This is a genomic window from Sphingomonas arantia (assembly GCF_042682045.1).
Classification (GTDB): domain Bacteria; phylum Pseudomonadota; class Alphaproteobacteria; order Sphingomonadales; family Sphingomonadaceae; genus Sphingomonas_R; species Sphingomonas_R arantia.
In genome coordinates, this window is the sequence record NZ_JBHUGS010000003.1 from 376,492 (window position 1) to 401,571 (window position 25,080).

A 25,080-nucleotide genomic window follows, 5' to 3' on the forward strand; every position below is an offset into this window, starting at 1 on the left:
ATATCGTCGGGATCAGACATAGCGTCGCACCGCGCCGTAAACGTCGTCCAGCGTGATGGCCGTGATGCAGGTGAAGTCCTTCCCGCAATCATCGACGTCGTGATAGATCGAGCAGCCGGCACAGGGCAGCTTCCGGGTGATCACCACGCCCGTATGCTCCTGGCCCCACTCGCTCCAGTTGATGCGCGCGGAATGGATGCTGACCACGGGCACGCCGCGCAGCGATGCGAGATGCTTGGGCCCGGAGTCGTTCCCGACATACACGCTTGCGAATCCCAGCACCGCGTCGAAATCGTCGAACGGCAGTTGCCGGTCGATCACGATGAACCGGTCCGACCCGCGAATATCCTCCGGCAATTCGTCGAGCAGCTTGGCCCGATCGGTGAACAGCAGGATCTTCAGATCGGTGTCGCGGTGCAGGCGTTCCGCCAGCTTCGAATAATGCGGCCAGCGGCTGAAGATGATTCGCGCGCCCGTATGGAGCACGGCGTAACGCTCGTCCGCACCAATGCCGAACTGCTCCAGCCGCGCGCGGTCGAGATCGGTCCGCTTGATGACCTTCGCGCTGGTCTTCAACAACGCGGCCAGTCGATCGATCATCGTCACGATGCGCGTCGAATGGCTGGCGCTTTCCCGCCGGTTCTTGGGATCGTAGAACGCATCGTCGACCGCCGCCGACAATCGCGGCCAGTTCGGATCCTTGAAGCCATAGGTGAACGGCGCACCCGACAGGGCGAGCAGCGACCGGGACATCAGGCTCTGCGACAGATCGATCGCGATATCGAACTTGAAGGGAGCAAGCTGTTCGCGCAGCCGCTCCTGCGCTTCCCAGGACAACACGCGGGTGCGCAATTCCATGCTCTCGCGGAAATCGACCACGACCAGGTCGTCGAACACGTTGAGCGAACGAGCCAGATCGACGTTCGCGGGCCCCACTGCGCCGACCAGCTTGGCGGTCGGGAACAGCTCCCGCAGCCGCAGGATGCCGGGAATGGACGCGACCATGTCGCCGAGCTGATCGACCCGCATGACCAGGATGCTGCCGATCTCGGGCAGCATGTTGGGACGCACCGCCTCGTGGATCGCGCTGGGTCGCGCGGCGATCCGCTCCTCCAGCGTTCCGTCGCCGGGCGGCAGGTTGACGATCGCATCGGACTCCGGGTGATCCTCCTCGCGAAGCGGCGCCTCGACGACGAAGGGCTCACCAAGCGTCCGCCATTCCATCATGCTGTCGAGGAACCGCAGCTCGAGGTCATAGTGACCCGGCACGAACGCCGAAAAATCGATCCAGATATTGAACACATATTTGTGGATGCGCCCGCGGTCGGGCTCGTACTCCAGGTCGTACGGCCCCTTCATCGGCCCCCTGTGGACGGGCAGGCCGTTGACGAAGGCGACAACCTCGGTCAGCGGCTCGGTGCTGATGCAGAAGCCGCGCACGACCTCAATGCCCCGCGCAACGCGCAGCAGCCCCCAATAGGTATTGAGCCGAACACCGAACTGGATGAGGTTCTGCGACGGCTCGCTACGGCGCACCATCTCGCGAAATGGTCGCGGCAGCTGCGCCGGCGCCATGGTCGCGAAACTGCGGGCGACTTCGGGATCGAAGGGGTGACGCGCGTCCTCCCCGCGAAACGGGTCCACGGTCGGTGCGCGATAGGCGCCGGGCTCGTTCAGCGTGCCCAGGCCGGCCCGGCGCATGTTGGCCAGCTCCTGCTCCGCCGCACCCAGACCGGGCTCGATCGACAGCGCGCGCTGGTAGCTGTCCACCGCAGCCCCCAGCCGACCCGCCGTCTTGTAGAAATGGCCGAGCTGAAGCGCCAGATCGGCATCGCCGGGCATCAATGCCCGCGCCGCGTCATAATGCCGTTCGGCCTGCACGAGATCGCCGGCTTCCTTGAACATGTGGCCGGCCTGCACATGCAGCGGGCCGTTCGACGGCTTGATTTTCAGGGCCTCGACGAACAGGGCGGCCGCGTCCCGGAAACGCTTTTCCGCGCACGCCACTTGCGCATGCCGGACGAATATCTGCGCGGGTGCGTCAGCAGAACCCCGCTTCAACCAGCGTGTCATCGACAAAGTCCAGGCCCCTCAAGCAAAATCGCCGCCCCTCGGTCGGCCAGGGTCGGCCAGGTGCGGCAAGCACCATGATCCCTTGACCGATTCCGCTATGGATTTCAAATGCCCGCCACGGATCCTGGCGATCCGATCCGTCGGTGTCGCACGCGCAGGATCAGTTCGACGAAAGCTCGGCCCGCCGCCGCAGAAGCGTCGCGGTGGTCGCGGTGTTCAGGCGTCGAATCTCGTCGAGATCGACCGCCGCCTGCTTTTCGACGCGCGCGATCGCGGCGCGGCCCTGCGCCATCGCTTCGTCCTGCTTGTCCATCCGCTCGGCAAGCCGTTCGACGTCGTGCCGCTGCGCCCCGACCGCCGCGTCCTGCTCCGCGGCGGCATGCACCGCCCCGTCGAGCCGTCCGCGAAGCTGCTCAAGCTCCGCTTCGGCCGATGCCGTGCGCTCGGCCTCGACGGACAGCTGAGCGGACAGTGCAGCGACCTGTGTCGCCAATGCGGCGAGCTGCTGCTTGAGGTCCGCCATGTCCTCCTGCATGCCGCGGACAAGGTCCCCGCGTCCGAAATGAAGGATCATGCCCCGATCTCCTGCTCTTGATGCTGCGTCGCGGCCATCCGTCTCGTCGCGAGCAGCACGGCATCGCGGACCTGGCCGGGGTCGATGTCCCACAGACACGCCTTGCCGTATGGACTGGCGTGGCCGTGGTCCAGCTGGCAGGGCGAACAGCTGATCGTGCGGGACAGCACCACGACGCTGCGACCCCGCGGCCGCCATTCCGTCCGGGAATGCGATCCTCCGAAGACGCAAACCGTCGGCGTGCCGTAATAGCCCGACACATGGGCGATGCCGGAATTGTTACCGATCACACAGGCCGCCGAGCGCAGCGCGACCAGCACGGCTGGCCAGGTCAGTCGCCCACAGGCGTTGATGACGCGTTCCGGCGAATGGAAACGGACGATCTCACAGGCGGCGAGCCGCTGGTTCGGCGTCCCGATCACGTGGATCATGCCGGTGACCTCGGGTTCGTCGAGCAGCATGCCGATCAGTTTCGCGTAATGCGCCGCCGGCCAGTCGCGGATTGCGCTGTTGGAAAAAGGGGCGACGATGATATCGTTCATCCGGGCAGGACATCTTGCATCGCGCCGAAATCCTGGACGCGCATCTTGACGAATTCGATGAGCAGCGCGGCGTATTCGCTCTGATGGAGCACATTGCCGGGTGCCTGCTTGATCAGTCGGCCGCCGTAAAAGCTGAAACTGATGCTCGGGTGATCGTCCACCGTGAAGATGCGTGCCTCGAACGTCGTCCCGGGCTCATCGACCCGAAAGCGCAGGTGGAAATTCCCGGGGCCGGAGACGAACATCTCGGCCACCCGCCGGCCGTTGTTCAGCGCGACGTCGAGATGGAGCAGGCCGTCGCCGCGCTCGTCCTCCAGATCGAGGTAGAAGTCGAAGACATAGTCGCCCGGCTCGAGCACGATGTAGGGACCCCACAGGATCGCACAGTCGCGCTCGACCGTTTCCTTGTCGGAATGCAGCCCGAAATGGGTGCGCCGCGCGCTGCCCTGATGCGCGAAGCCATGCTGACCGATCGTGTCGTCACGCGCACGTTCGGCTTCGTTGCGGGTGCTGTCGAGCGGCAGTGCGATGTCCAGAAAGGGGAAACGCCCCCGCGTCCCGATCCCGGCCTTGATCGACGCCTTCACCGCGCGGAGCAGCACACGCGTATCGATATCGGCACGCAGGTCGATCGCCAGGTCATACTGGTCGGTGATGCTCGCGCGGAACAGGCCCAGCGTCGCCTCGACATTTGGCTCCTCCTCGGTGCTGTTGCGCGGGAACGCGTCGAACGCGATGATCCGATCGGCCACCCCCAGCTCGGCTGCCATGTCCTTGTTCCAGGACCCCACGACGAGGTCGATCCGCGCGTCGCTGAAATATCGGCGCGCCAGTTCGAGCGCCGGTATCCCCATGATCAGGTCGCCAAGATGGTCCAGTTTCATGATCAGGATGCGCTTGGGTGAGGAGCGCACCTCCCGCTCGATGCGGGTCCGCTCCGTGTCGAAGTGAACGCGTGCCTTCTGCGGCATTTCCCACGCCGCGCGGACGGGCGGGTCGGGCAGCAGCCCTGCCGAGGCCTGCGTCCGCTCGATCACCACCGCGATGTCGCTTGCGCCCTGCGGCTCGACGCCGGGCGGCAGGTCATGATCATAGCCATCGTCGAGGTCGCCCAGCCAGCGCACCCGGTAGCTGTCGGGCGCCAGCGCCTCCTCGATCTCCGTGAGGAGGGACCCCGGCGAGTAGAGCCGGCGTTGCGCAGGCAGCCACTTCGACGGAAGCGCCAGCTGGCGATTGTATAGAAAGAAATGCGGAACGGCGATGATCAGATAGTCGCCGACCCGAAGTCGCGCGTGCCATTCGCGAACTACGGCGCGATAATCCACGATATCCTGCAACAGGCGGAACGACAGCAAAGCTGCGCCACGATCGCGAACTTCATCGACATTGTCGCTCGCGACTGTCTGATCCTGCACATCGGTGATATCGCGCCCGGCAACAAGCGCCCGTATCGATTCATTCCGCAACACGATGTACTCGGGCCGCACATGCGAGCCGGATTTCTGATCTGACGACAAGCGTGGCACCTCTAGTTCGCCTCATCCGCATAGGCCAGCTTGCCGAACACGTCTAGCAGTCTGGCCGGCCGCCGGTCACCACGCGCACGGTTGCCCGCTATGTCGAACACCCGCCTTCGCACGCGCCCCACACCGTCAGGCCGCGTCGATCACCACATCCTCCAGCAGGTAGACCAGCCGGCGCGGATCGTCCGCAGAGCCCGGCGCCACGAATTTCGGCCGGACCGACAGCGTCTGCGTCTCCGCATCGGGAAGCTGCACGTCGACCTCCTGAAGCATCAGGATATCGTCATGCAGCGCGGCGGTCGCCACCAGCGCTCCGCTGGCCGTGAAGATCTGGAGTTCCTGGTCCGCGATGCTGTTGCGGACCTGGAGTTTCAGCCGCGACGTCGATTGGGTCAGGCGGATCTGGCTGTCGCCGTCGATCGCCCAGCGGAACGGCCGGTGGATCCCCAGGCTCGGCACCGGATGCTCCAGGATCGAAAAGCCGAAGCCCACCTCCCATGGCGGCGCCTTCGCCAGCACGTCGATCATCGACAGGCTCGGGTCCGATACCGGGCCAGCATCCTGCTCGACCGACAGGTCATGGATCAGCAGGTACAGGTCCCTGCCTCCGCCGGGCGTGGTCCACCGCTCGCCGAATTCCAGTTCGACGAAGTTATGGCCCTGCTCCAGCTGCAACGAATGTTCGACCACACCCGATTGGCTGAACGGTGCATCGTCGAACATGACCCGGCCCGACGGCCGACCGTTCACGCGGACCAGCGCGCTCTGCTGCGTGCAGGGCGTGCGATACTCCAGCCGCAACCGCCCCTGTCCGGTCTTGTTGCGCTCGACCACGATACCCGCGGTCGGGGCCAGGACCCAGCGGAACGGACGATCGATGTCCTGGTCCCGGCTCGGCGGTTCCTCCGCCCCGACGCCGGAACTCAGGTCCCAGCGGATACCGTCGTCGATGGGTACGGTGTCGTCGCCCGGCGGCCGCAGCCGCAACCCGACGAAGATGAAGGCGAGCCGGCGCGGATCCGTCGTCGACTCCAGCTGCCGCTCGGTCTCGATCGTTACCGTGTGGAAACCGATCGCCTGCGTCGACGTGCAACGGATCACCATGTTCTCGCTCATCGACCCTTCGGCCATGAACCAGGAACCGACCGGCTCGTCGTCGATCCGGATCGTCATGCGCTGCCCCGGATGCGGGTTGCGGATCGTGAATTCCCACACCCGCGGGCCGGTGTAGCCGCAGAAGACCTGCAACGTCGCACGGTCGCCGACCGCCCAGTGGAAACAATCGGGCAGCCCGATGTCGGGATACGGCCCCTCCTCGGGATCGAAGCCCGCCACCACCTCGCACGTGCCGTCGCGCGGCCCGGTCCGCTGGTCGGGCATCGCCGGCCAGATGTTGATCTCCTCGACCAGCATCGTCAGGTCGCGCGGATTGTCCGGGGATTCGTCGCGTCCGACCGCGAACCGCATGTCGATCAGGTTGTCGCCCTTCGACAGCATCACCGGAACGTCGATGACGCGGGACGACTGGAAACTGGCGGGCGGCAGGTTGACCGTGATCGCCGGGCCGAAATTGACGAGGAACGACAGCGCCTGCCCCTGCAGGTCGCTGCGCAGCTTCAGCTGCAGCGTATGCGCGCCATATTGCGCGGCGCGGACCAGGAACCGGCATGCCGGCCAGCTCGCCCACCAGAACCGCTCCGGCAGATGCGCCAAGTCCGCGGTGGCATGTTCCTCGTTGATGTTGCGGATCGCCAGCCATCCGGCCGGCGTGGTGACCGGCGCGCCGCGCTGCGACTTGATCAGATACTGCATCGTCAGCGTCTTGGGCGGATCGGCCGCCAGCGAAACGCACGGCGACAGGTTCAGGCCGAGCGCGGGTTCGTTGACCAGGATCGCGGTCAGCTTCGCAGCACTGGCTTCCAGGCTGAACATGTTGACCGCATGGAGCCGCGCCTGCGCCCCCATCCGCCGGCGCCGACCCGGATCGGATCGCAGCTCGACGATCGCGGCCCCCAGCGCGGTCGCGCTGGCCTCCTGCACCAGAATACCCGTTTCGCCGTCGAGGACCGCGTCGCAGACCCCGCCCACGTCGAGTGCCACCGACGGGATGCCGCACGCCCCCGCCTCGATGTAGACCTGGCCGAACGCCTCGGCCAGGCTCGGTCCCGCCAGGATGTCGGCCGCCTGATAATGCAGCGCGACGAGCTCCTCGCTCGTGACATAGCCGGCGCGGCGCACCTCGAAGGGCGTGTCGACGATCGGCTCGCCGAAACCCACGATGAGCAGCAGGATCTCCTCCGGCCGGTCCAGACGCTCCAACGCGTCGAGCAGCAGGCGCAATCCCTTGCGCTCGTCGGCCAGGCTGGCCGCGGCGGTGATGACGATGAACCGGTCCTGCGGCAGGTCCAGCAAGGCGCGCGCATGCCACCGGCTGCCCATCTTGAAGATGTCGGTGTCCAGGCCGATCGGCGCGACATGGATCGGCGGGCGGCCCGGCTCGGCGATCGCGTCGGTCAGGAAATCCTGCATGTACCGGCTGTTGGTCAGCACCGCGAGATGCTGGCCCGGTTTCGGGGCCAGCATGGCGCGCTTGCGGTCATAGGCCGGCGCAACCCTGTCGCGGTCGAGCTTCGGGTAGGACCCGGCCGTCGGGCATGTCGCCGTACACCGCGCCCGATATTGCGTGCAGTCGCCGGGATAGGCGCAGCGCCCCGTGCCGATCCACTGGTCGTGCGCGTAGAAAATCGTCGGCACCCCCGACGGCAGCAGCGCGCCGAGCAGATCATAATCGGCGGCGATCGAATGCAGGTTGCCGATCACCACCAGGTCGGGGCGGAGCGCCAGGATGCCGGCCGCCGCCTGGTCTGCGTTCAGGACGATGTCGGGCTTCTCGCGATCGAAATCGGCGTAGGCGACCGCGACGACGTCATGCCCCGCCGCCGCCAATGCCAGCGCCAGCCGCCGGTGCGCCGTGCCCGCGCCATATTTGAAACCATAGTCGTTGAAGAACACGATGCGCAGCCGGTGAGTCACGTCGCCCTGCGCCGGCATCGGTGCCAGCCCGACCTCGCGCCGCAACTTGGTGGCGTGGGCGATCAGTTCCGGGCGATACGCCTCGGGCGTGCTGGTCTTCTGCGCCGGATGCATGCGGTACCGCGCCACCGTCGCGCCGATCACCTTGATCGTCGCGTTGTAGCGCGCCATCCGCACCCACAGGTCGTAATCCATCGAATAGAACAGGTCTTCGTCGACCGCCGCGCCGATCCGCTCCCAGATCCGGCGCGAAAAGAACACCTCCGGCTGATGGAAGAACTGGCCGCGGATCCAGTGGTTCTCGATGTCGAGCAGGTCCTTCAGCGGCAGCGGCCCGTCGACGATGCACGGCATATGCCGGTGCGTCGTGCGATTGGCTTCGTTGAACACGTCGCAGACGCCCGCGACCATGTCGGCACCCGAATGGATGAACGCATGCGCCACAGCATGCAGCGCACCGTCGGCGAGCAGGTCGTCGCTGTTCAGCCAGCTCAGAATTTCGCCGGTCGCGGCGCGGAAACCCTTGTTGATCGCGTCGCTTTGCCCGCGATCCGGTTCGGCGATCAGGTGCGTGATGTGCGGCGCGAAGCTGCGCAGGATCAGCGGCGTCGCGTCGGTCGACCCGCCGTCGACCACGATCAGCTCCAAATTGGGATATCCCTGCCGGATGATCGAATTGAGCGTATCCTCGATGAACTGACCCTGGTTGAACGTCGGCACCACGATCGAGATCATTGGCCAGTCCCGCCCGGCCGGCGCCGAAATCCGGCTGGCAAGCGGGATCGGCGTCGCCGCGACCGGCACCACATGACGCCCCGCGGTGGGCGGCAACTGGCGCAATTCCCAACCGATGACGAGCAGGTAGCTGTCGGTGACCGGCTGGTCGACGGAGATGGTGATGATGTGCGGCCCGTCGCTGAACACCGCCTCCACCGACAGTTCGATGTCGCGGCGGTGGCTGTACGGCGTCACCGCGACCGTGCCAATCGGCCGGCCATTGTCCAGGAACGTGACGACCTGCCCCGCGATCCACGAACGGCAGCGTACCACAAGACGATAGCGCCCCGCCTCCGGAACCAGCACTTCGCCGCTCGCCGTCGGACCGCTCATCCACCGGATACCGCCCGGCAGCGCGAACTCGACATACGGCCCCTCCGCCGTCTTGAAACCGGAGATCGGCCGGATCGTGTGGCTCTCGGTCGCGCCCGCCACGGACACCAGCTCCGGCGCGCTGGCCATCGCACCGAACCCGTCGATCCACTCCCACAGCCGGGTGGGCATGTGATAGCGGACGATGACGCCGGAATGCGCGCTGGCGCGAAACTGCTCCGGATCGACCTTGAGCATCTCATGCTCGGCATGCGCGGCCTCGCGCGCGGCGCGCAGCAGCGCGACAGACCCGAACGTGCCGTCCGCCACGTCGAGCCCGTCGAGGATTTCGGGCAAAGGCGGCGCGTCGGCTGCGTCGAGCGCCTGATCGACCTCGGCGTAATAGCGGTCCATCTGTTCGGACAACTGACCCGGCCGCCGGCGGTGGAAGCCCAGCAGGCTGTCGGCGCAGACATAGCGTTCGTACGCCGCGATCCGCCGCCACAAATCCCAGTCGCCGGCCAGCCGGAACCGCGTGTCGAGGCCGCCGATCTTGCGCCAGACGTCGGCGCACCAGAAGCTGCCCTCCTGCATGATGAACGGCATCGTGCGCCCATCGTACAACCCGGCCGCCATGCAGCGTTGCGAAAACGGCATCAGCGGCTCGACCCGCGTCACGCTGCCGGTGTGATCGAGCAGCGCGACACGCCCGCCGATGAAGCGCACCTGCGGAAATTCGGCGCGGATGTTCATGATCGTCGCGAAGGCACCCGGCGCGATCCGGTCGTCCGCGGCGATCCAGCCCATCACGACATCGTCGCCCGGCGGCAGCGCGCGCGCGAACCCCTTGTTGATAGCATCGTACATGCCGCCGTCCGGCTCGGACGCGCATGTAAAGGTCAGCTTGCCGCACAGCTCCGGCAACTGCGCCGCACGTTGTATCCAACGCCGGACACGCTTCATCGTGTCGTCGGTCGATCCGCCATCTTGCACATGATAATGGAGATTAAAGTCGCCGGCCTGCGAAAGCACCGAATAAATCGTGTCGTCGATATACGTCGCACCATTAAAGACGGGCGTCACAATGCACACGCTCGGCAGACCGGGCGCGATCTTGCGCTTTCTCCAAAACATTTTTTTTTGCATTCCCAGACATGAACCGCGCAGCCTTGCGACCATCGTCGACCCTAGTTCTTCGCCGTCCACAAATCGAGCAGCACGCGGGCCTCGCTGCTATTTTCTTTCAACGTCGTGGCAAACTGCAACACTGCGATCGCCTCGCCTCGCTCGCCGCGCGTCGCCAACACTTCGGCAAGCCCGATATGCGCCCAATAGTCGGTCGGGTCCGCCGCGACGGCCGCGTGCCAATGGCCGAGCGCCACGTCGTCCTGACCCAACTGCATCGCGATCTCGGCGAGCGTGCGGAACGCCGCCGAAAAGCGCGGATCGATGCCGACGGCGTGCAGGCACAGCGCCTGCGCGACGTCGAGATCCCCGCGCGCGACCGCCTCGATCGCCGACCGCAGAAACGCATGCGCACGTTCGGGGGCGGGACCGGCGCTGCCCGTCCCGACCATCGTCTGCGCAGCCGGGATCGCGCCGAGCAGATCGCGATGGACGTACCAGTCGTCCCACTGCGAAAAATGCTCGAACACCCGGACGAAGCCCACGCCCGTCAGCAGCTCATGGATCTGCGCGCGTTCGTCGGTCCAGTTATGCTCGACCGTCAGGCAGTTGATCCGCGTCCGCGTGAAGTCGAAGGTCTGCAGCACCTCGAACTCGACACCCTCGATGTCCAGCGACAGATAGTCGATCGTCGTGGGGCACCCCTCGCGCTGCAGAAGGTCGTTGAGCGAGATCGTCGTCAGGTGGATCTCGGTATAATCCTCCGCGCGGCGCGGCTGATGCAGGTCGTCGGAACTGTCCGAGATGGCGGAGAATTCCGGCTCCGCGGTACAGCGGAACGTGACCTGCCGTCCGCTAACGCCCAGCACGCAATCGGTCGCGATGCGGCAATCGCGATGCCGTTGCAGCGCCGGCAGGAACGCCGGGCTCGCCTCCACCACCAGCCCCGACCAGCCGAACGTCTTTTCGAGCAGGTAGGTGTTCGAGATCAGCTTGCCGTCGCCGGCCCCGACCTCGACGAAATAGCCGCCACGCTTCGTCCCGTTGAAAAACAGCGCGAACACATCCTGGAAGATCTGCGCCTGCGACATGTCGGCATAAGACAGCGTCGCATGGGCGAACTCCGCCAGCAGACTGCCCGACGCGCGCCTCCGGTCGGACGCCAGCGCGAACGCCGCCTGTTCCTTGACCGTCTCGTCGACGCGCAGCCCGACATCGACCAGCACCGGCGCACGCTGCGCGGGATCGCGGATCGCGGGAATGTCGATGGCCGTCACCGGGGGCGCGGTCGTTTCGGCATCGCCTGGATCGGCGGTGGTCTTGGGCACGGGTTTCGCCTTCTTCGCTTTCGGGGCCGCGCCGTCCGGCGTGGTATCGCTCGTGCGGGTGGTCGTCTTTCTAACCATTGCGATACGGGTCGTAGATGTCGGCGATCATGTCGATCAACGGTTCCTCCGCGCTGCCGATCGCGGTCGGCGACAGCGTCTGGACCCACAGCGCGCGATAGTTCGAATTATGCGGGAACGCGCGGTGTGCGGCGCCGAAGGCCCGGTGCGCATCCTCGTTCCGCCCGATCGACAGCAGCGCGGTGCCGTAGCTGCCCCAGACATGCTTCGACATGTCGGGCTGCTCCAGCAATTGCTCGTGCAGCGCGCAGCTCGCCATGTCGTCCCCGCGCCGATGCGCCGCGACGGCCTCGCTCCACGCCCGGTACCAGCCATCCTGCGCCCAGCTCAGGCCCAGCCCGCGCACGACATCGTCGCGCAACGGGTGCTCGCAATAGAAGTCCAGCATCTCCGGCATCGACGACAGGGTGTTCTCCGCCCCGTAATCGCCGAACTGCCGCAACCCGTCACAGATGATACCGTAGAGCCGGCGCATCACGCCCAGGTCCGGATGGACCGGCATCCAGAACAGCGGACGCTCCGCCGCGGACTGCTCGATATAGGCGGACAGCGCGGTGTCGAGGCCTGCCGCCGCCTCCGACCGGCGGAGCGACGCGAGATCCAGGTTCCAGAAGCGCCGCAGCCGGTCGGGCGTCTGTTCGTCCGGGTTCTGCGGCCACCAGGATTGCAGCTGCACATGCGGGAAGCGGATGCGCGGCACCCCCGGCAGGTAATCCGCCGGCAACGGCGGCGCCAGCGGCGTGGCCTGCTCGACCAGCACGACCGGCCGGCCATAGCCGCTAATCCGTTCGGCGGTGGCGGGTGCCTCCTCCATCGACAGGATGAATGGCTGAACCCCGAAACAACTCGGCCGGAACCCGTAGACGCGGTGCAGGATACACACCGTCCCCGCCCCGCTCGCGGCGAGCACCGCCGCCAGCACATGCGCCTGGCAATTGCCGTGAACGAGGATCAGCGGCTCGCTCATCGCGGCGGCCCGTTCGCCGATGCTATCAATGTCCCGAGGTCCGGCGCATCGAACGCCGCGGCCGGATCGAACGCGACACCCAGCGCATCCTCGATATCCAGGATCAGTTCGGTGTGGCGCAGCGAATCCCAGCCATTGACGTCCGCGGCGGTCAGCGTGGCCGTCACCGGTCCATCATATTTCGGGAACATGCGGCGGAAGACCGCGACCACTTCGGCGGGTATCTCTTCGGTCATCGACTGTCCTGCCATGATGTCAGCTCCCCTCGTTCGAACCGCGCCCGGTTCTCGCTGCGGCTGATCTTCCCGCTGGTCGTCTTGATCAACGTGTCGAGCGGTAACGGCACGATATGCGCCGACGACACCAGCACCGTCCCCGCCAGCCGCTCGCGCACCGCCCGTTCGACGCCAGTGTCGTCCGGCGACAGGAGTTCGGCCAGCACGACCAGATCCTCCGTCCCGGTGTCCGCGTTGGCCACCCCGAACGCGCAGACGCGACCGGGCTTGATCCCGTCCACCCGCGACACCTCTTCCTCGATCTCATGTGCATAGAGCGACCGCCCCGCCACGATGATCAGGTCGTCGAACCGTCCGGCCACATACAGCTCGCCCGCGTGCAACGCACCCAGATCCCCCGTCGCATACCAGCCGTCGCGCAATCGCCGCGCGGTCAGTGCCGGCTGGCCGCGATAGCCGTCGAACAGCGATGGCCCGGCCACGTGGATCTCGCCGACCGCATCCTCGCCCAGCGCTGCGCCGGCCGCATCGCGGATCTCGACCTGCACCGTCGCGATCGGCGGACCGCACGATATCAACGGCCGCTGTGGCTGCGTCCCCCCGCCCGCGTCGGGCTGCGCGGTCGGCGTCCAGCGTCGCGGCGCCTCGCCCAGCCGCGACTGACTGACCGCGAACACCGTCTCGGCCATCGCGTAGCACGCCTGGACATGCTCGGGCCGCACCCCGCGGCTCGCCAGCGCATCGACGAACCGGTCGACCGTCTCCGGCTTGCACGGCTCCGAACAGTTGATGAACCCGCGAATCCCGTCCAGCCGCAGGTCCGGCGGCACCCGGCTGATCGTGCGCGTCATCGATGCGAACGCGAAATTCGGCAACCAGCTGAGCGCGTGCGGCACCGCCGCCATCTCGGTCAGCAGCCGCCATGGCTGCGCGAGCCAGTCGAACGCGCCCATCACGGTCAGCGGCGTCCCGGTCACGAACGGCAGCACGGTCGCCGCGATCAGCCCCATGTCGTGATACACCGGCAGCCAGCTGACGATCGTCTCGCCACCGTCCAGGTTCAGCGCGGCGCCGTAGCCGTCGATCTGCGCCATGATCGCGTCGTAGCCCAGCACGACGCCCTTCTTCAGCCCGGTCGTACCCGAACTATGCTGGAGCAGCGCGGGGCCGTCGACCGCATCGAACACCGCCCGCACGTCGGCGAGCGAAACGTCGTCGAACGCGTCCAGCATCAGCGTCGGCGCATCTACATCCCCCAGCGCTGCCGCCGTCCGCTCGTCGACCAGGATCAGCGCCGGGTTCAGTTCGGCGATCAACCGCGCGTGGCTTCCGCGGAACAGCGCGGCGTCCTGCCGCGCGTTCATCGGCGGCATGAACGACGGGATCGCCCCGATCAGCTGCGCTCCGAAAAAGCTCGGCAACAGCCAGCGCTGGTGCGGGTGGAAGATCAGCACGACGTCGCCGCGCCCGATGCCGCGATCGGTCATCATGTTCGCCGCCGCGTAGCACATGCGGCGAAACGCGCCCCACGACACGGCCTCGCGATCCGCCCCGGACAGCAGGGTCACGAACGGCGCGTCGTCCGGCGCCGATCGGAACGTCGCAAAATACCGGGTTACCGCATTCATCGTGAAACCCGGCCTCCGGCGCTCGATTGGACGTGGCAGGCCTTACCGGCGGACCGGATCTTTAGCTAGTCCGCGCGGGGTTCAGGGCGATCGATGCGCGCGGCTCACCTCCGTCCGGCGACGTCCAGCCGGCGCAGGCAGACGCCCAGCAACCGCGTATCGCCGGTCTCGACGGGCGGCTGCGCGACAACCTCCGGCGCGATCGTGACACGGTTGATGCGGCCCGCCGCCCAGGGCGCACGCGTGCAATCGATCTCCAGCATGACCGGCGCGCCATGGTCGGACTCCGCACTCGCCACCGTCTCGCCGTTCACGCGCAGCACGATCGGCTGGCGCCCGTCCGGCACATGCGGATTGCCGCCCATGTCGAAACGCAGCGTGCCGGCGTCCGCCGATGCCTTGATCCACAGGTCGGACTGCGCACCGATCGACCAGACATGGCTGTCCTCCGGCTGCGCCCAGCCCGTGCCCAGCATCGGCAGCAGCCGCATCTGCATATCGTGGCGGAACGGCAGGCTTTCGCCGACCAGCAGGCCCACGTCGCGCGCCGAACCGGCCGCATGGAATTCGAACCGGCGCAGCAGGAAACCCAGCGCCGCATCATGTTCGCCCGGCGGAGCGTGATGCAGCGGCCGCACGGTCACCAGACTGCGCGCCGGCACCGCATCCGCGAAATCGATCTCGACGCGGTAATCGCCGCGCGGCAAATCGGCCGACCCGACGACGGTGCCGTCGACCAGCACGTCCGCGCGCTGGTCGGCGATCCCGTTGTGACCGCTCAATTCGATGCCGCCCGTCGCATGGTCGGGCGACAGCAGCTCGCCGCCATCGGCGATCACCCAGTCGCCCTGGTCCCCATAGTCAGTCCTGATGCGATCGGCCGGCACCAGCCCGGCCAGCCGCAGGCCGGTGCGCGCGGTGTGGCGCGGAAACGGCGCGCCCTGCGGAAAGAAATAGCGATCGACCGCCTCGGGCCGGTCGCTGAACCGGCGGTAGGTCGCGGCACATTCCAGCCGGGTCCGCTCCCCCATCTGCATCGAGAAGCCCCCGCCATAATAATGCGCCACGACCTCGTCGACATAGAGCATCGACGCGCCCTGATCATAGGCGCGGAACAGCAGGTCATGGTCCGCGCAGACCTTCAGCCGCGTATCGAACCGCAACGTCCGGAGCAGGTCGGCGCGGCAGAACGTCGCCTGATGCCCGGGGATCGACTCCTGCCAGACGCCGTCGATCGCCCCGGTCGCCAGCTGCCCCGCGATCAGGTCGAACGACGCCGAGCGCTTCAGCACGTCCAGCTGCCCGGCGACATAGACATGGTTGCCGTAGAAGATGTCTGGCGTCCCGGTCAGCCCGCGCACCATCCGACTGATCGCGTCCGCGCAGTAGAAATTGTCCCCCGCATTCATGAAGATGACGTACTCCTTCGCCACCTCCGCCAGGGCATCGTTCATCGCGTAGTAGATTCCGGCGTCGCTCCGGACCACATGGCGGTCGATCACGTCGGCATAGGTGTCGAGCACGGTCGCGGTGGCGTCCCAGCTCCCGCCGTCCACCACGATCACCTGCAGGTCGTCATGATCCTGTGCGGCGATACTCTCCAGCGTCAGCGGAAGCGCGCTGGCTGCGTTCAGCGCCACCGTCACGATGCTCACGCCGATCCGTGACGGGGTCGGCGGGGCGATCGCCGGCCCGGGCCATTCTTGCATGGGCGGCGCGTTGGATATCGGTGACGAAAGTCCCTGAGTAATCGTGCCTGCTCCACCGTGTTCCGTCGTCCGCGACGACGCTAATCAGTCGGCGAATGTCCTTCAACCAACTTCGCCGCCCCTCTTCCGCCTTGCGCCGCGCCGCAATGCTCATCGCCGCAAGTCGCGTCCGATCGAGCGGCAGGCGCAGCGCCAGGTCCGCGCGGTCGGCCGGCTCGTACAGCAGTCCGGACGTCCCGTGCGCGACATATTCGTTCAGCGTCGGCCGCGACGGCCCGACGACGATCTGGCCACGCGCCATCGCCTCCAGGCTCGCCATGCCGATCCCCTCCAGCTCGCGCGGCGCGAAGAAGAACAGCGGCGTACCCGCGACGTGGTCATACTCCTCGCGCCGGTCGAACCAGCGCGACGTGGACAACGCGACGCCCTCCGGGTCCGCCGCCGGCGGGCCGACGTCGTCATCCGCAAAGTCGGGCACCGCATGGAGATGCAGTCGCGAAATCCCGAGCAGGCAACATTGTGCCAGCACCCGCTCCCGGTTCACCGCGGACCGCGGCACGCGTTCCCAGAAGAAGCCGTCGAGCCTGTCGGTCACTATCGCCCGCGCCGGCGCGACACCCGGATCGGGGAAATACTGAAAATGATGGCTGACGCAGCCGATCCGCTGCAGCGCCTCATGATGCGCGCGCGAAAAGGACAGGAAGCGCGATTTGACGAAGCGTTGCCAGAAAAGCTCGGGCAGCCGCGCCACCGAATCATACATCGGCACGATGATGCACCCCGGCAGGTCGAGCGGCAGCAGCCGTTCCGCGACCCGTTCGGTCTGCCAGAACAGGATCCGGTCGAACCGCTCCGCGGCCAGTCGCCGGATCAGCGCGTCGTCGCAGGTCGGCGATCCGTCCGGGTCGGAATACAGCTCCGTCACATCGCCCAGCCGCCGCAATATGTCGGTGAAGAAGGCGTGCGATTGGGTCTTCTGGTGGAAGACATGGCCGACGAAACAGATTTTCACGGGGTCCATCCTGGATGATCGAGGATCGCTAGGCCCTTCGCACGCTGACGGCAAGCCGGAACCCCGCCTCGATCAGAACCGCAGCGCGTCCAGCGTTTCCTCGTCGCACACGATGTCCGTCGGTTGCGCCATGCGCGGGGACACCGGCGGTCGCGGCGCATCGTCCGGCGCATCCTGCCCCGCGCCCTCGACGAAATTCGCGACGAAGCATCGCATCGCATGCGCGACGCCCAACCGGTTCACCTCGCGGTGGTCGTCCTCATAATAGAGCCCGCCCGAAAAGCTGCCCGTGATGATCTCGTAGGACGGGAAATAGTCGACCCAGTCGAACCGCCGCAGCGCCTCGTCGGCCGCCACGCGCAACACCGCCTTGCTGTAGCTCGTCGAAACCAGCACGCTGCGCGGCTCGTAGGTCGCGATCAGCGGCACCGGCGACACGGTCAGCACGACGCGGATGCCGGGGTTGATCTCCTTCAACGTCGTGAGCAGCGCGATCAGGCCGGCGCGCACCGCATCGATGTCGAAAAAAATTGACGAACTCGTCGCGCTCTGGATCGAACGCCCCCGCAACCACGCCTGGCGCGGCGGAGTAGACCGATCCGTCCGACCGCGCGCGCCACCCCTCGGTCAGGCCCAGCGTGAAGACGAACACGTCCGCCTCGCGGAACATCCGCTCGACCGCCGCCAGGTGCAGCGCGCGGTCCGCACGCAGATCGTCCAGCGTGGCGAAACCGTCGGGCTCGACCTGCTGGCGCCATGGGTCGACCAGCCGCCCGTCGGGCCGCACGAAATGCGTCTGCTCCGGCGTCCGGCGCCCCAGGCACTCGTCGAGCAGCTGCCGCAGCTGCGCGGTCGTATAGATATTGCCGAATCGCGCCGAAAACACGCCATAGCCATGCTCGCGACGGCTCGCCTCGGGCAGATGCTCGCCGCGCTCCGTGATGTGGAAACCGTGCCCGATCTCGACCAGCCGCCGGGCGATATGCTGCGCGAAACAGCTCCCCGCCGTCACGACGCGGTCACCGGCGCTCAGCCGGAACCGCGGCGCGATCATCGGATCGACCCGGTGCGTTTCGACCCGCGCGATCGACCGGCGCCAGAATTGATGGTTCGGCAACGCCTCATACGGGCTGGTCATGCCGCCACCGCCACGTCTTGCAGGACGGCCGCGACGCGGTCGTGGCTCGCGCGCGACTGCTCGTGAACCGCCAATGTGCCGGGCGCGTGGCGATCATACACCGCGAAACTCTCCTCGATGAACTGCCGCAGCCCGATCTGCGTATAGGCGTTGATGCGCTTGAACAGGTAGGACCCCGGAACACCCAGCGCCTCACCGATCTCGGGATAGACCGGGAACACGCCGCTCATCACCAGATTGTCGTGCGGCATCACGTCCGACACCCGCGTCGCATAGCCTTCGCGCTCCAGATAGATTCGCGCGATGTCGTGCAGCACATGGATGCGCGGATGGTTCGTGCTGTACATGAAGGCGCCGCTGCGCCCCCAGCGCCGCACCGCATCCGCGACGTCGAAATTGAGATGGTTGCAGTACCAGACCAGATTGTCGCGCGCCGGCCCCCAGCAATCGAGGTAGCCGCTCGCCGCATAAGTGGCCGCGTCGAATAGTGGCAGCGTGTCGTCGACCGAACGTCCCGCACCGTGCGCGACGAACGCGATTAGCGAATGATAGGCCCCGATCGGCCCTTCGACGATGGCCGCCCCGTCCATGATGTAGGCCAGGTCCGGGTGGTAGGCGGTGAAGACCAGCTCCGGTACCTTGTCGACCCGTCGCGCCGCCGAGAAATCGGCACCCGGCACCGCCTCGGCCCCAAGCCCGATCAGGACGCGATCATAATCGCCGAACCCCGCATTATAATGGCCGACATGCGCCTGATACTGGCCCATATCGACCGGCTCGACGACGATCCCGTCCGCCAGCATCTGCAGGCAATGTGCCAACCCGTAGGTCTGGCAGTTTGAAATCAGGATCCAACGTTCTGCTGCCGACATTCGAAGCCCCAAACCCGCGCGAGAGCGTCTCGCGCGATCCCGTCGCGGATGCGTCTACGGCGTCCCGCACCGAATTGGAATGACTGCGGACGATTGCCGGACGGACTGCCGCGAACGCAGGCAAGCGCGCGTAGAGCACTCAGGTCAAAGGATAAACGGATCGCCGATTGTCGCGCTGTGGTGCCCGGAGACGGATTCGAACCGCCGACACCGTGATTTTCAGTCACGTGCTCTACCAACTGAGCTATCCGGGCGGACAGGGTCGGAGCGGGGCCTATAGACAGCCGATCGCCCGCCTGTCCAGCGCTTCATGTATCCTGCTGGTCGGAATCCTCGACGGGCGGTCCGGGCACGCGATATCCGTCGCCCAGCCATTGCAGCAGGTCGCGGTCGCGGCAGCCCTGGCTGCAGAACGGATCGAATGCGGGCGTCACGGCCGCGCCGCAGACGGGGCAGCCGCTACGTGCGCGGCGGGGGGTGATCGGTCTGGACATAGCCTTGCGATATGGCCCGCGCCGCGTCGGCCCGCAAGGCGACCGCCGTCCCGGTGCGCCGCGCCAGCGCCTCGGTCCAGTCGGGCCGCTCCGCGATCCGCGCGATCACCGCGGGGGCTGCCACCAGCGTCCGCGTGCCGATCCCCGCCGCCCGCTCCGCCTGCCGCAACAGGCCGAGCGCGGCGGTCAGGACCGGGTCCGCCGCCAGCAGCTCGGGCAGGCTCGCCCGCACCCGCCGCCGCACGATCTGGAGGAAGCCGAACCCATTGACCGCGGTCCGCTCGTACGGCTGCGGCAGGATCGCATCGACCGCCGCGGCCACCGCCTGCCGCACCGCCTTGTCGGACACGGTCGGCAGGTCGATGCCGATCGATCCGCCAATCTCCATCCGCTGGATCGCACGCGCCGCCGCCTGCGCCCCCGCCAGTGCCAGCGCGGCCGGCGGCAACACCCCGTCGATATCGAACAACGTCATCGCCGGCGTCACCGACAGACGCAGCGCCCCGCCCGCGAAATCGATCGCCCCGCCGGTCGCCTCCTCGATCAGCTCGGACCAGCCCGCCGCCTCCAGCAGGTCCGGCCCATGCCCTGCCATCCCCGTCGCCACCGCGCGGAAGGGTATGTCACCCGCCGCAAGCTGCGCCGCCAGGTCAGGCCCGTCGCCGATCTCGGCCCCCTCCGCCGCCGCCCGCGCGCGTGCCGGCTTCGGCCGCCCCGCCTCGGGAATCGCCTCGCGCACGATCTGGATCAGCAGGCGGCCACCCTCGGCGACACCCGGGGGCAGCGGCTCCAGCACCGCTTCGCCATCGTCGAACGTCGCCAACCCGCGCCGCCCGGGGGCGGTGATCCGCGCCAGCCGGGCCCGCCGCACGCTCCCGGCCCGCAACCCGCCTTCGCGCGCGACCCGCGCCTCGACGATCACGCCGCCCTCGACCAGCGCAGCCCGCGCCTCGCCGATCCCGGCCTCGTACAGCCACTTAGCCAAGCAGGCCTGCCGATCCCAACAACGCCCGCGTCTCGAACAGCGGCAGCCCGACGACCCCCGAATGGCTGCCCGACAGGAACCGGACATAGGCCTCCGCCGCGCCCTGGATGGCATAGCCGCCCGCCTTGCCGTGCCACTCGCCGCCCGCCAAATACGCGTCGATCTCCGCAGGCGTCAGCACCTTGAACGCCACGATGCTGGTCGAAATCCGGTGCCGCGCGGTCCCGTCCGGCGCGACCAGCGTCACGGCGCTATGCACCCGGTGACGACGGCCGGAGAGCAACGTCAGGCACCGCCGCGCAGTCGCCTCGTCCTCCGCCTTGGGCAGTATCCGAATGCCCGCACCCACCACCGTGTCCGCGCCCAGCACATAAGCATCGGGATGGCGCGCTGCGACCAGCTCCGCCTTCGCCGCGGCCAGCCGCCCGGCATGCGCGGGCGGTCGCTCCGCCTTCAGCGGCGTCTCGTCCAGATCGGCCGGGTCCACCGCATCCGGCACGACCCCGATCCGCGCGAGCAGGTCCAGCCGACGTGGGGACGCGGATGCGAGGATCAGTCTGGACATCGCACTCTCACATTTGGGCTGTCGGGCCGACCACAGTTCCCCCGCGGATGCGGGGGTCCAGCTAAGTCACGAACGCAGCGCAGGAGGCGGGCACAACGACCACCACCCCCGGCACCACACGCCCTGGATCCCCGCCTGCGCGGGGATGACCTTCGGTCGCCGTGGCGACCAAAGGTCACTTGAACCGGTAGGTGATCCGGCCCTTGGTCAGGTCATAGGGGGTGAGTTCGCACAGCACCTCGTCCCCCACCAGCACGCGGATGCGGTTCTTGCGCATCTTGCCGGCGGTGTGGCCGAGGATCTCGTGGTCGTTCTCGAGCTTCACGCGGAACATGGCGTTGGGCAGAAGCTCCACCACCTGGCCACGCATTTCGAGCAGTTCTTCCTTAGCCAAACAGGCCTCTTGTTCTGGAGCGATGGAAATCGAAGCGCGCTGTACTGCGTCCCGGCCGAAAAAGGAAGCACGTCGCCGCATCGGCCGGGCGCAGCGCGACCCGACCGCCCGACGCATTCGCGCGAACAGGCCGTGCGACGTCGGCGGACCACGTCACGCGACCCGCCTCAGATGGTAACGATCGCCCTCCGCCGCAACATGGCCCAGGCGCTCCAGCGCCGACAAGGTCGCCACGATCCGCCGCTCGACGCGTTGCCCCTGGCTGTACAGCCGCGCGATGTCCGCCCCGGCCAGCGCCGTCCCACCGCGCAGCGCGACCAGCACGGCCGCCGTCTGGCCGATCGCATCGCGCGGGAACGCCGGCTTGCGCACTCGGCCGGTGTCCAGCGCCGCCTCGATCTGCACATCCGCCACCGCCGTCGGCAGCTGCGTCACCCCGGCCCGCGCCAGCTGATAGTCCGGCCGCAACCACCGCACGACCCCGCGCCGCTCCTCCGCATGCCGCTCCGCATTCAGCGCCACCAGCCGCGCCACGATCGTCGCATCGTCCAGCACTCCCGCCCGCGCGTCCGCCCCCCACCCATAAGCCTCCGCCACCGCCAGATCGATTCGGTCATGCAGCTCGATCAGGATATCCACCCGCCCCCGCCGCCGCTGATCCTCCTCGACGAGGTCGAGGGATGCACCGCCGCGCACCTTGTCGCGCAGGTTATAAAGCCCCGTCAGTGTCAGATCGCCCTCGGCAGTGAGGACCTCCTTGCGCATCGCATCGAGTTCCTCCGCCAGATCGCCGATGACTACGCATTGCTCGACACTGGCGTCAGGAAAGGGAAACGGGTCGAAACAATTGCCCTTCGTATATCGCGGCCGATCCTCGAGTGTACCACCCTGCGCGCTAACCCACGCCCCATGTAAACGAGACGACAGGACACCCAGATCGTGCGCGTTAGGTAGAGCAGCGCACACCAGCATGTTATCCGGGAGTATCGCGGCATCGAGAAACTGGAAGGTTCGGTGCTTCGCAGTCTCCACCGTCACGACGTAGCGATCGGTTCCCGCAATCGCCGACCGCAAGTCAGACCGGGCCTTTCCTAAGACCCACCATTCCCGAAGATACGCGACCGCATCCGCCGTACCGGACTTGGCCACCTGCTCGGAGCGCGCGACCTTCACCGTCACCAACAAATGCTGATAGACTTCAGGAAAGCGCTTCCGGACCCCGGCCTCACTGAGCCCCAAGAGATCGATGACCATGACGTCGCGCGATCGCGCCGTGACGTCACGGCCATGCCGATAGGGACGTATGTGCTCCTCTAACCCTGGGCGAGTGCCGAGCCCGAGCATAGCTGCCTCACGTGGTGAAACGATGAACCCCGCCCCATGCAGCTTCACTCCCGGCGAAGCGATCCAGGCGTTCGCCCGCAACGCCTTCACCTGGGTCACGTCCGCGCCGGCCGTCAGGTTTGCATGGATACGACCGCCAGTCTCCCGCAACACGATCACCGGCGCATCCGTATCGAGCCCGGCCTCCCGCTCGACGTCCAACAGCACCCCCTCCCCGCTCCCGGCCTCCACCACCGTCATCGCGATGCGCACCGCGGCGGCATCGCGCGTTGCCTTGGTCCAGGGGTGGTCCGGCACCGCCATCACCAGCCGGACCGGCGCGCGCGCATCCAGCCGGGCGGCGATCACACGGCGGCTGAATTCCTGCGTGATCGAATTGGTCGTGACGAACCCGAACCGCTTCAGCCGCGTGCCGCGCTCGGTCAGCCGCTCCGCCGCACGGTCCCACCAGTACATCACGAAATCCGCGGACTTCGGCATCTTGGGATGCGCCTTCCACAGCGCGGTCGCATAGCCCTCGCCCAGCCGCCCGCGCACGTCCTTGCCGCCGATGAACGGCGGGTTCCCGACGATATAGTCCGCCTCCGGCCACACCGGCCGCCGCGGATTGTACAGCGCGACGCCCGTATCGCCCTGCGGCGGCGCATCATGCGCCAGCACCGCATCGCGCGCCTCGATATTGCGCAGCGTCTCCAGCACCGGATCGGACACCACGCCGCCGTTCCGGATCTGCCATTGCAGATAGCCCAGCCACAGCACCAGCTCGGCAATCGCCGCCGCGCGCGGATTGAGTTCCATCCCCAGGAAGTTGCGCGGGTGGACGGTCTCGGTCTCCAGCGCCAGCACCTCCTGCCCGCCGAGGTCGGCCAGCACCTCCAGCACGTCGCCTTCCAGCCGCTTCATCAGCTCCAGCGCCACGTACAGGAAATTGCCCGTCCCGCACGCCGGATCCAGCACGCGGGTCCGCGCCAGCCGGACGTGAAAGTCGTGCACCGCCGCGATCGCCGCCTTGCGGTCCGCGCCGCGCTCGCGCTCCACGGTCCCCAGCACGACGGTCTCCCACTCGCGCTGCAACGGCTCTATGACCGTCGCGATCACCAGCCGCTCGACATAGGCGCGCGGCGTGTAATGCGCGCCCAGCCGCCGCCGCTCCGCCGGGTCCAGCGCCTGTTCCAGCAGCGTGCCGAAGATCGCCGGCTCCACCTCGGTCCAGACATGCAGCGACGCCTGGTACAGTTCACCGATCTCCTCGCGGTCGAGCGGAATCGCCCGACTGTCGGCGAACAGCCCGCCATTGAACCGCCGGACCGTCCGGCGCAGCACGGGCGACAGGCCGCCGACATCCATCGTCCGCCACAAATCCTCCAGCAACGGTGCGAACGTCCGCGGGTCGGCGCGCGTCTCGTTCAGCAACTGCGTGAAACACCCCGGTTCGAGCAGGCCGGTATCCTCCGCGAACATTGTGAACAGGCACCGCATCAGGAAATGCGCGACCGGCTCGGCGGCATGCCCGCGGTCCTCCAGATGCTTGCTCACCGACGCCAGCCGCTGCGCGATATCGCGCGTCACCCGCGCCGCATGCCGTGCCGGGTCCAGGCTGTGCGGATCGCGCCAGATCGCGCGCAACCGATCGCGGATGGCCGGTTTATGCAGATCGTCCAGGTAAATCCGGTATCCCCCACGGTCCGGGAACTGCCGGTAATTCTTCCCCTGCCCCGAAAAGTCGGCGAACACCTCGAACGCGTGCCCCACGTCGCACACCAGGATGAACGGCGGCCAGCCATGCGTGGTCGGCAGCGCGCGGGCATATTGCTCCGCCTGTTCGCGCGCGTTGCGCATCAGCACGTCCCACCCGCGATGCGCGCTCCGCCGCCCACGCACCCGCCCCGCCTCGAACCCCGGCAGGTCCGTCTGTTCGGGCAGCGCCACGGCCTTCGCCCCGCCCGGCTCGCGGCTCTGCTTGGCCTCCAGCACGAAACAGCCGCGGCGATACAGGTCGATCCGGCCATGCCCGGTGCGCCCCGCCTCGTCATGAAACCGCACCGCGCGTTCGAACACATAGTCGTTATGGTCGTGCGTCGCCCCCGCCGGGTCCGGCCGCGGCAGATCGAGCAGCGCGCACAATTCGATCAGGAACGGCGGGAAGTTGGCACGCTCGGCACCCCCCTCGTTGCTGGCCCAGCGGGTGATTAAGGCGTCGATGCTTGCGGAGTCGCTCATCGGGGCGAGCGTCACGTCCGGGGAATGCGGAGTCCCAAGCAGGTGCAGCCATAACGGACTAACTTAGACTCAAGTTTTTCATCCGATCTGGAGAGAACCCGCCCCCCAAACCGTCATCCCGGCGAAAGCCGGGATCTCCCTCCGGTGAAGA

General features: G+C 67.3%; 18 protein-coding genes, 1 tRNA gene and 1 pseudogene. All 20 read right to left on the reverse strand.

From position 1 onward, the window contains the following. Positions 1–12: 12 nt before the first annotated feature. The 20 genes and pseudogenes from ACFSGX_RS13185 to ACFSGX_RS13280 all read right to left on the reverse strand — a co-directional run bounded on the left by ACFSGX_RS13185 (position 13) and on the right by ACFSGX_RS13280 (position 24,929). Positions 13–2,073 carry a glycosyltransferase family 9 protein gene (locus ACFSGX_RS13185; RefSeq protein WP_380930566.1) on the reverse strand — a complete coding sequence of 687 codons (2,061 nt, stop codon included), beginning with the start codon at positions 2,071–2,073 and terminating at the stop codon, positions 13–15. A gap of 160 nt (positions 2,074–2,233) precedes the next feature. Beyond that, positions 2,234–2,647: a hypothetical protein gene (locus tag ACFSGX_RS13190; protein ID WP_380930568.1), complete on the reverse strand. Its 414-nt coding sequence runs from the start codon at positions 2,645–2,647 to the stop codon at positions 2,234–2,236. Further along, positions 2,644–3,189, reverse strand: coding sequence for a glycosyltransferase family 9 protein (locus tag ACFSGX_RS13195; protein WP_380930569.1), 546 nt, complete (start codon positions 3,187–3,189; stop codon positions 2,644–2,646). The genes ACFSGX_RS13190 and ACFSGX_RS13195 overlap by 4 nt, the downstream gene beginning before the upstream one ends. Continuing rightward, positions 3,186–4,604 (reverse strand): glycosyltransferase family 9 protein, encoded by a 1,419-nt coding sequence (locus tag ACFSGX_RS13200; protein WP_380930570.1) that lies wholly within the window; start codon positions 4,602–4,604, stop codon positions 3,186–3,188. The genes ACFSGX_RS13195 and ACFSGX_RS13200 overlap by 4 nt, the downstream gene beginning before the upstream one ends. Before the next feature lie 237 nt (positions 4,605–4,841). Further along, a complete protein-coding gene (locus tag ACFSGX_RS13205) occupies positions 4,842–9,917 on the reverse strand; it encodes a glycosyltransferase (RefSeq protein ID WP_380930572.1) in 5,076 nt (1,691 codons plus the stop codon). Positions 9,918–10,021: 104 nt separating this feature from the next. Beyond that, entirely contained in the window at positions 10,022–11,365 is a 1,344-nt protein-coding gene (locus ACFSGX_RS13210) for an FkbM family methyltransferase (RefSeq protein WP_380930574.1), read from the reverse strand. Further along, positions 11,358–12,332 (reverse strand): hypothetical protein, encoded by a 975-nt coding sequence (locus tag ACFSGX_RS13215; protein ID WP_380930576.1) that lies wholly within the window; start codon positions 12,330–12,332, stop codon positions 11,358–11,360. The genes ACFSGX_RS13210 and ACFSGX_RS13215 overlap by 8 nt, the downstream gene beginning before the upstream one ends. Next, a complete protein-coding gene (locus ACFSGX_RS13220) occupies positions 12,329–12,568 on the reverse strand; it encodes a phosphopantetheine-binding protein (protein WP_380930578.1) in 240 nt (79 codons plus the stop codon). Before ACFSGX_RS13220 ends, ACFSGX_RS13215 begins: the two co-directional genes overlap by 4 nt. Further along, positions 12,565–14,196, reverse strand: coding sequence for an AMP-binding protein (locus ACFSGX_RS13225; RefSeq protein ID WP_380930580.1), 1,632 nt, complete (start codon positions 14,194–14,196; stop codon positions 12,565–12,567). The genes ACFSGX_RS13220 and ACFSGX_RS13225 overlap by 4 nt, the downstream gene beginning before the upstream one ends. A gap of 104 nt (positions 14,197–14,300) precedes the next feature. Then, the gene (locus ACFSGX_RS13230; RefSeq protein ID WP_380930582.1) at positions 14,301–15,851 is read right to left on the reverse strand and encodes a glycosyltransferase; all 1,551 of its coding nucleotides are present in this window, start codon (positions 15,849–15,851) and stop codon (positions 14,301–14,303) included. Beyond that, entirely contained in the window at positions 15,772–16,917 is a 1,146-nt protein-coding gene (locus ACFSGX_RS13235) for a glycosyltransferase (RefSeq protein WP_380930584.1), read from the reverse strand. Before ACFSGX_RS13235 ends, ACFSGX_RS13230 begins: the two co-directional genes overlap by 80 nt. Positions 16,918–16,989: 72 nt before the next feature. Then, entirely contained in the window at positions 16,990–17,427 is a 438-nt protein-coding gene (locus ACFSGX_RS13240; protein WP_380930585.1) for a GSCFA domain-containing protein, read from the reverse strand. A gap of 124 nt (positions 17,428–17,551) precedes the next feature. After that, positions 17,552–18,055: pseudogene (locus tag ACFSGX_RS13245) on the reverse strand (GSCFA domain-containing protein); the annotation flags it as partial. Continuing rightward, positions 18,052–18,927 carry a WcbI family polysaccharide biosynthesis putative acetyltransferase gene (locus ACFSGX_RS13250; protein WP_380930586.1) on the reverse strand — a complete coding sequence of 292 codons (876 nt, stop codon included), beginning with the start codon at positions 18,925–18,927 and terminating at the stop codon, positions 18,052–18,054. The gene ACFSGX_RS13250 and the pseudogene ACFSGX_RS13245, both read right to left, overlap by 4 nt. Before the next feature lie 178 nt (positions 18,928–19,105). Then, positions 19,106–19,181, reverse strand: a tRNA-Phe gene (locus tag ACFSGX_RS13255). A 54-nt stretch (positions 19,182–19,235) separates the two neighbouring features. Then, positions 19,236–19,421 carry a DNA gyrase inhibitor YacG gene (locus tag ACFSGX_RS13260; RefSeq protein ID WP_380930587.1) on the reverse strand — a complete coding sequence of 62 codons (186 nt, stop codon included), beginning with the start codon at positions 19,419–19,421 and terminating at the stop codon, positions 19,236–19,238. After that, positions 19,387–20,406: a ribonuclease gene (locus ACFSGX_RS13265; protein WP_380930589.1), complete on the reverse strand. Its 1,020-nt coding sequence runs from the start codon at positions 20,404–20,406 to the stop codon at positions 19,387–19,389. Before ACFSGX_RS13265 ends, ACFSGX_RS13260 begins: the two co-directional genes overlap by 35 nt. Next, positions 20,399–20,971, reverse strand: a complete 573-nt coding sequence (locus ACFSGX_RS13270) for a Maf family protein (RefSeq protein WP_380930590.1) — start codon at positions 20,969–20,971, stop codon at positions 20,399–20,401. Before ACFSGX_RS13270 ends, ACFSGX_RS13265 begins: the two co-directional genes overlap by 8 nt. A gap of 175 nt (positions 20,972–21,146) precedes the next feature. Then, positions 21,147–21,365, reverse strand: a complete 219-nt coding sequence (gene infA / locus ACFSGX_RS13275) for a translation initiation factor IF-1 (RefSeq protein WP_076068064.1) — start codon at positions 21,363–21,365, stop codon at positions 21,147–21,149. Between the two features lie 153 nt (positions 21,366–21,518). Continuing rightward, the gene (locus tag ACFSGX_RS13280; protein WP_380930592.1) at positions 21,519–24,929 is read right to left on the reverse strand and encodes a class I SAM-dependent DNA methyltransferase; all 3,411 of its coding nucleotides are present in this window, start codon (positions 24,927–24,929) and stop codon (positions 21,519–21,521) included. Between the last annotated feature and the right edge of the window lie 151 nt (positions 24,930–25,080).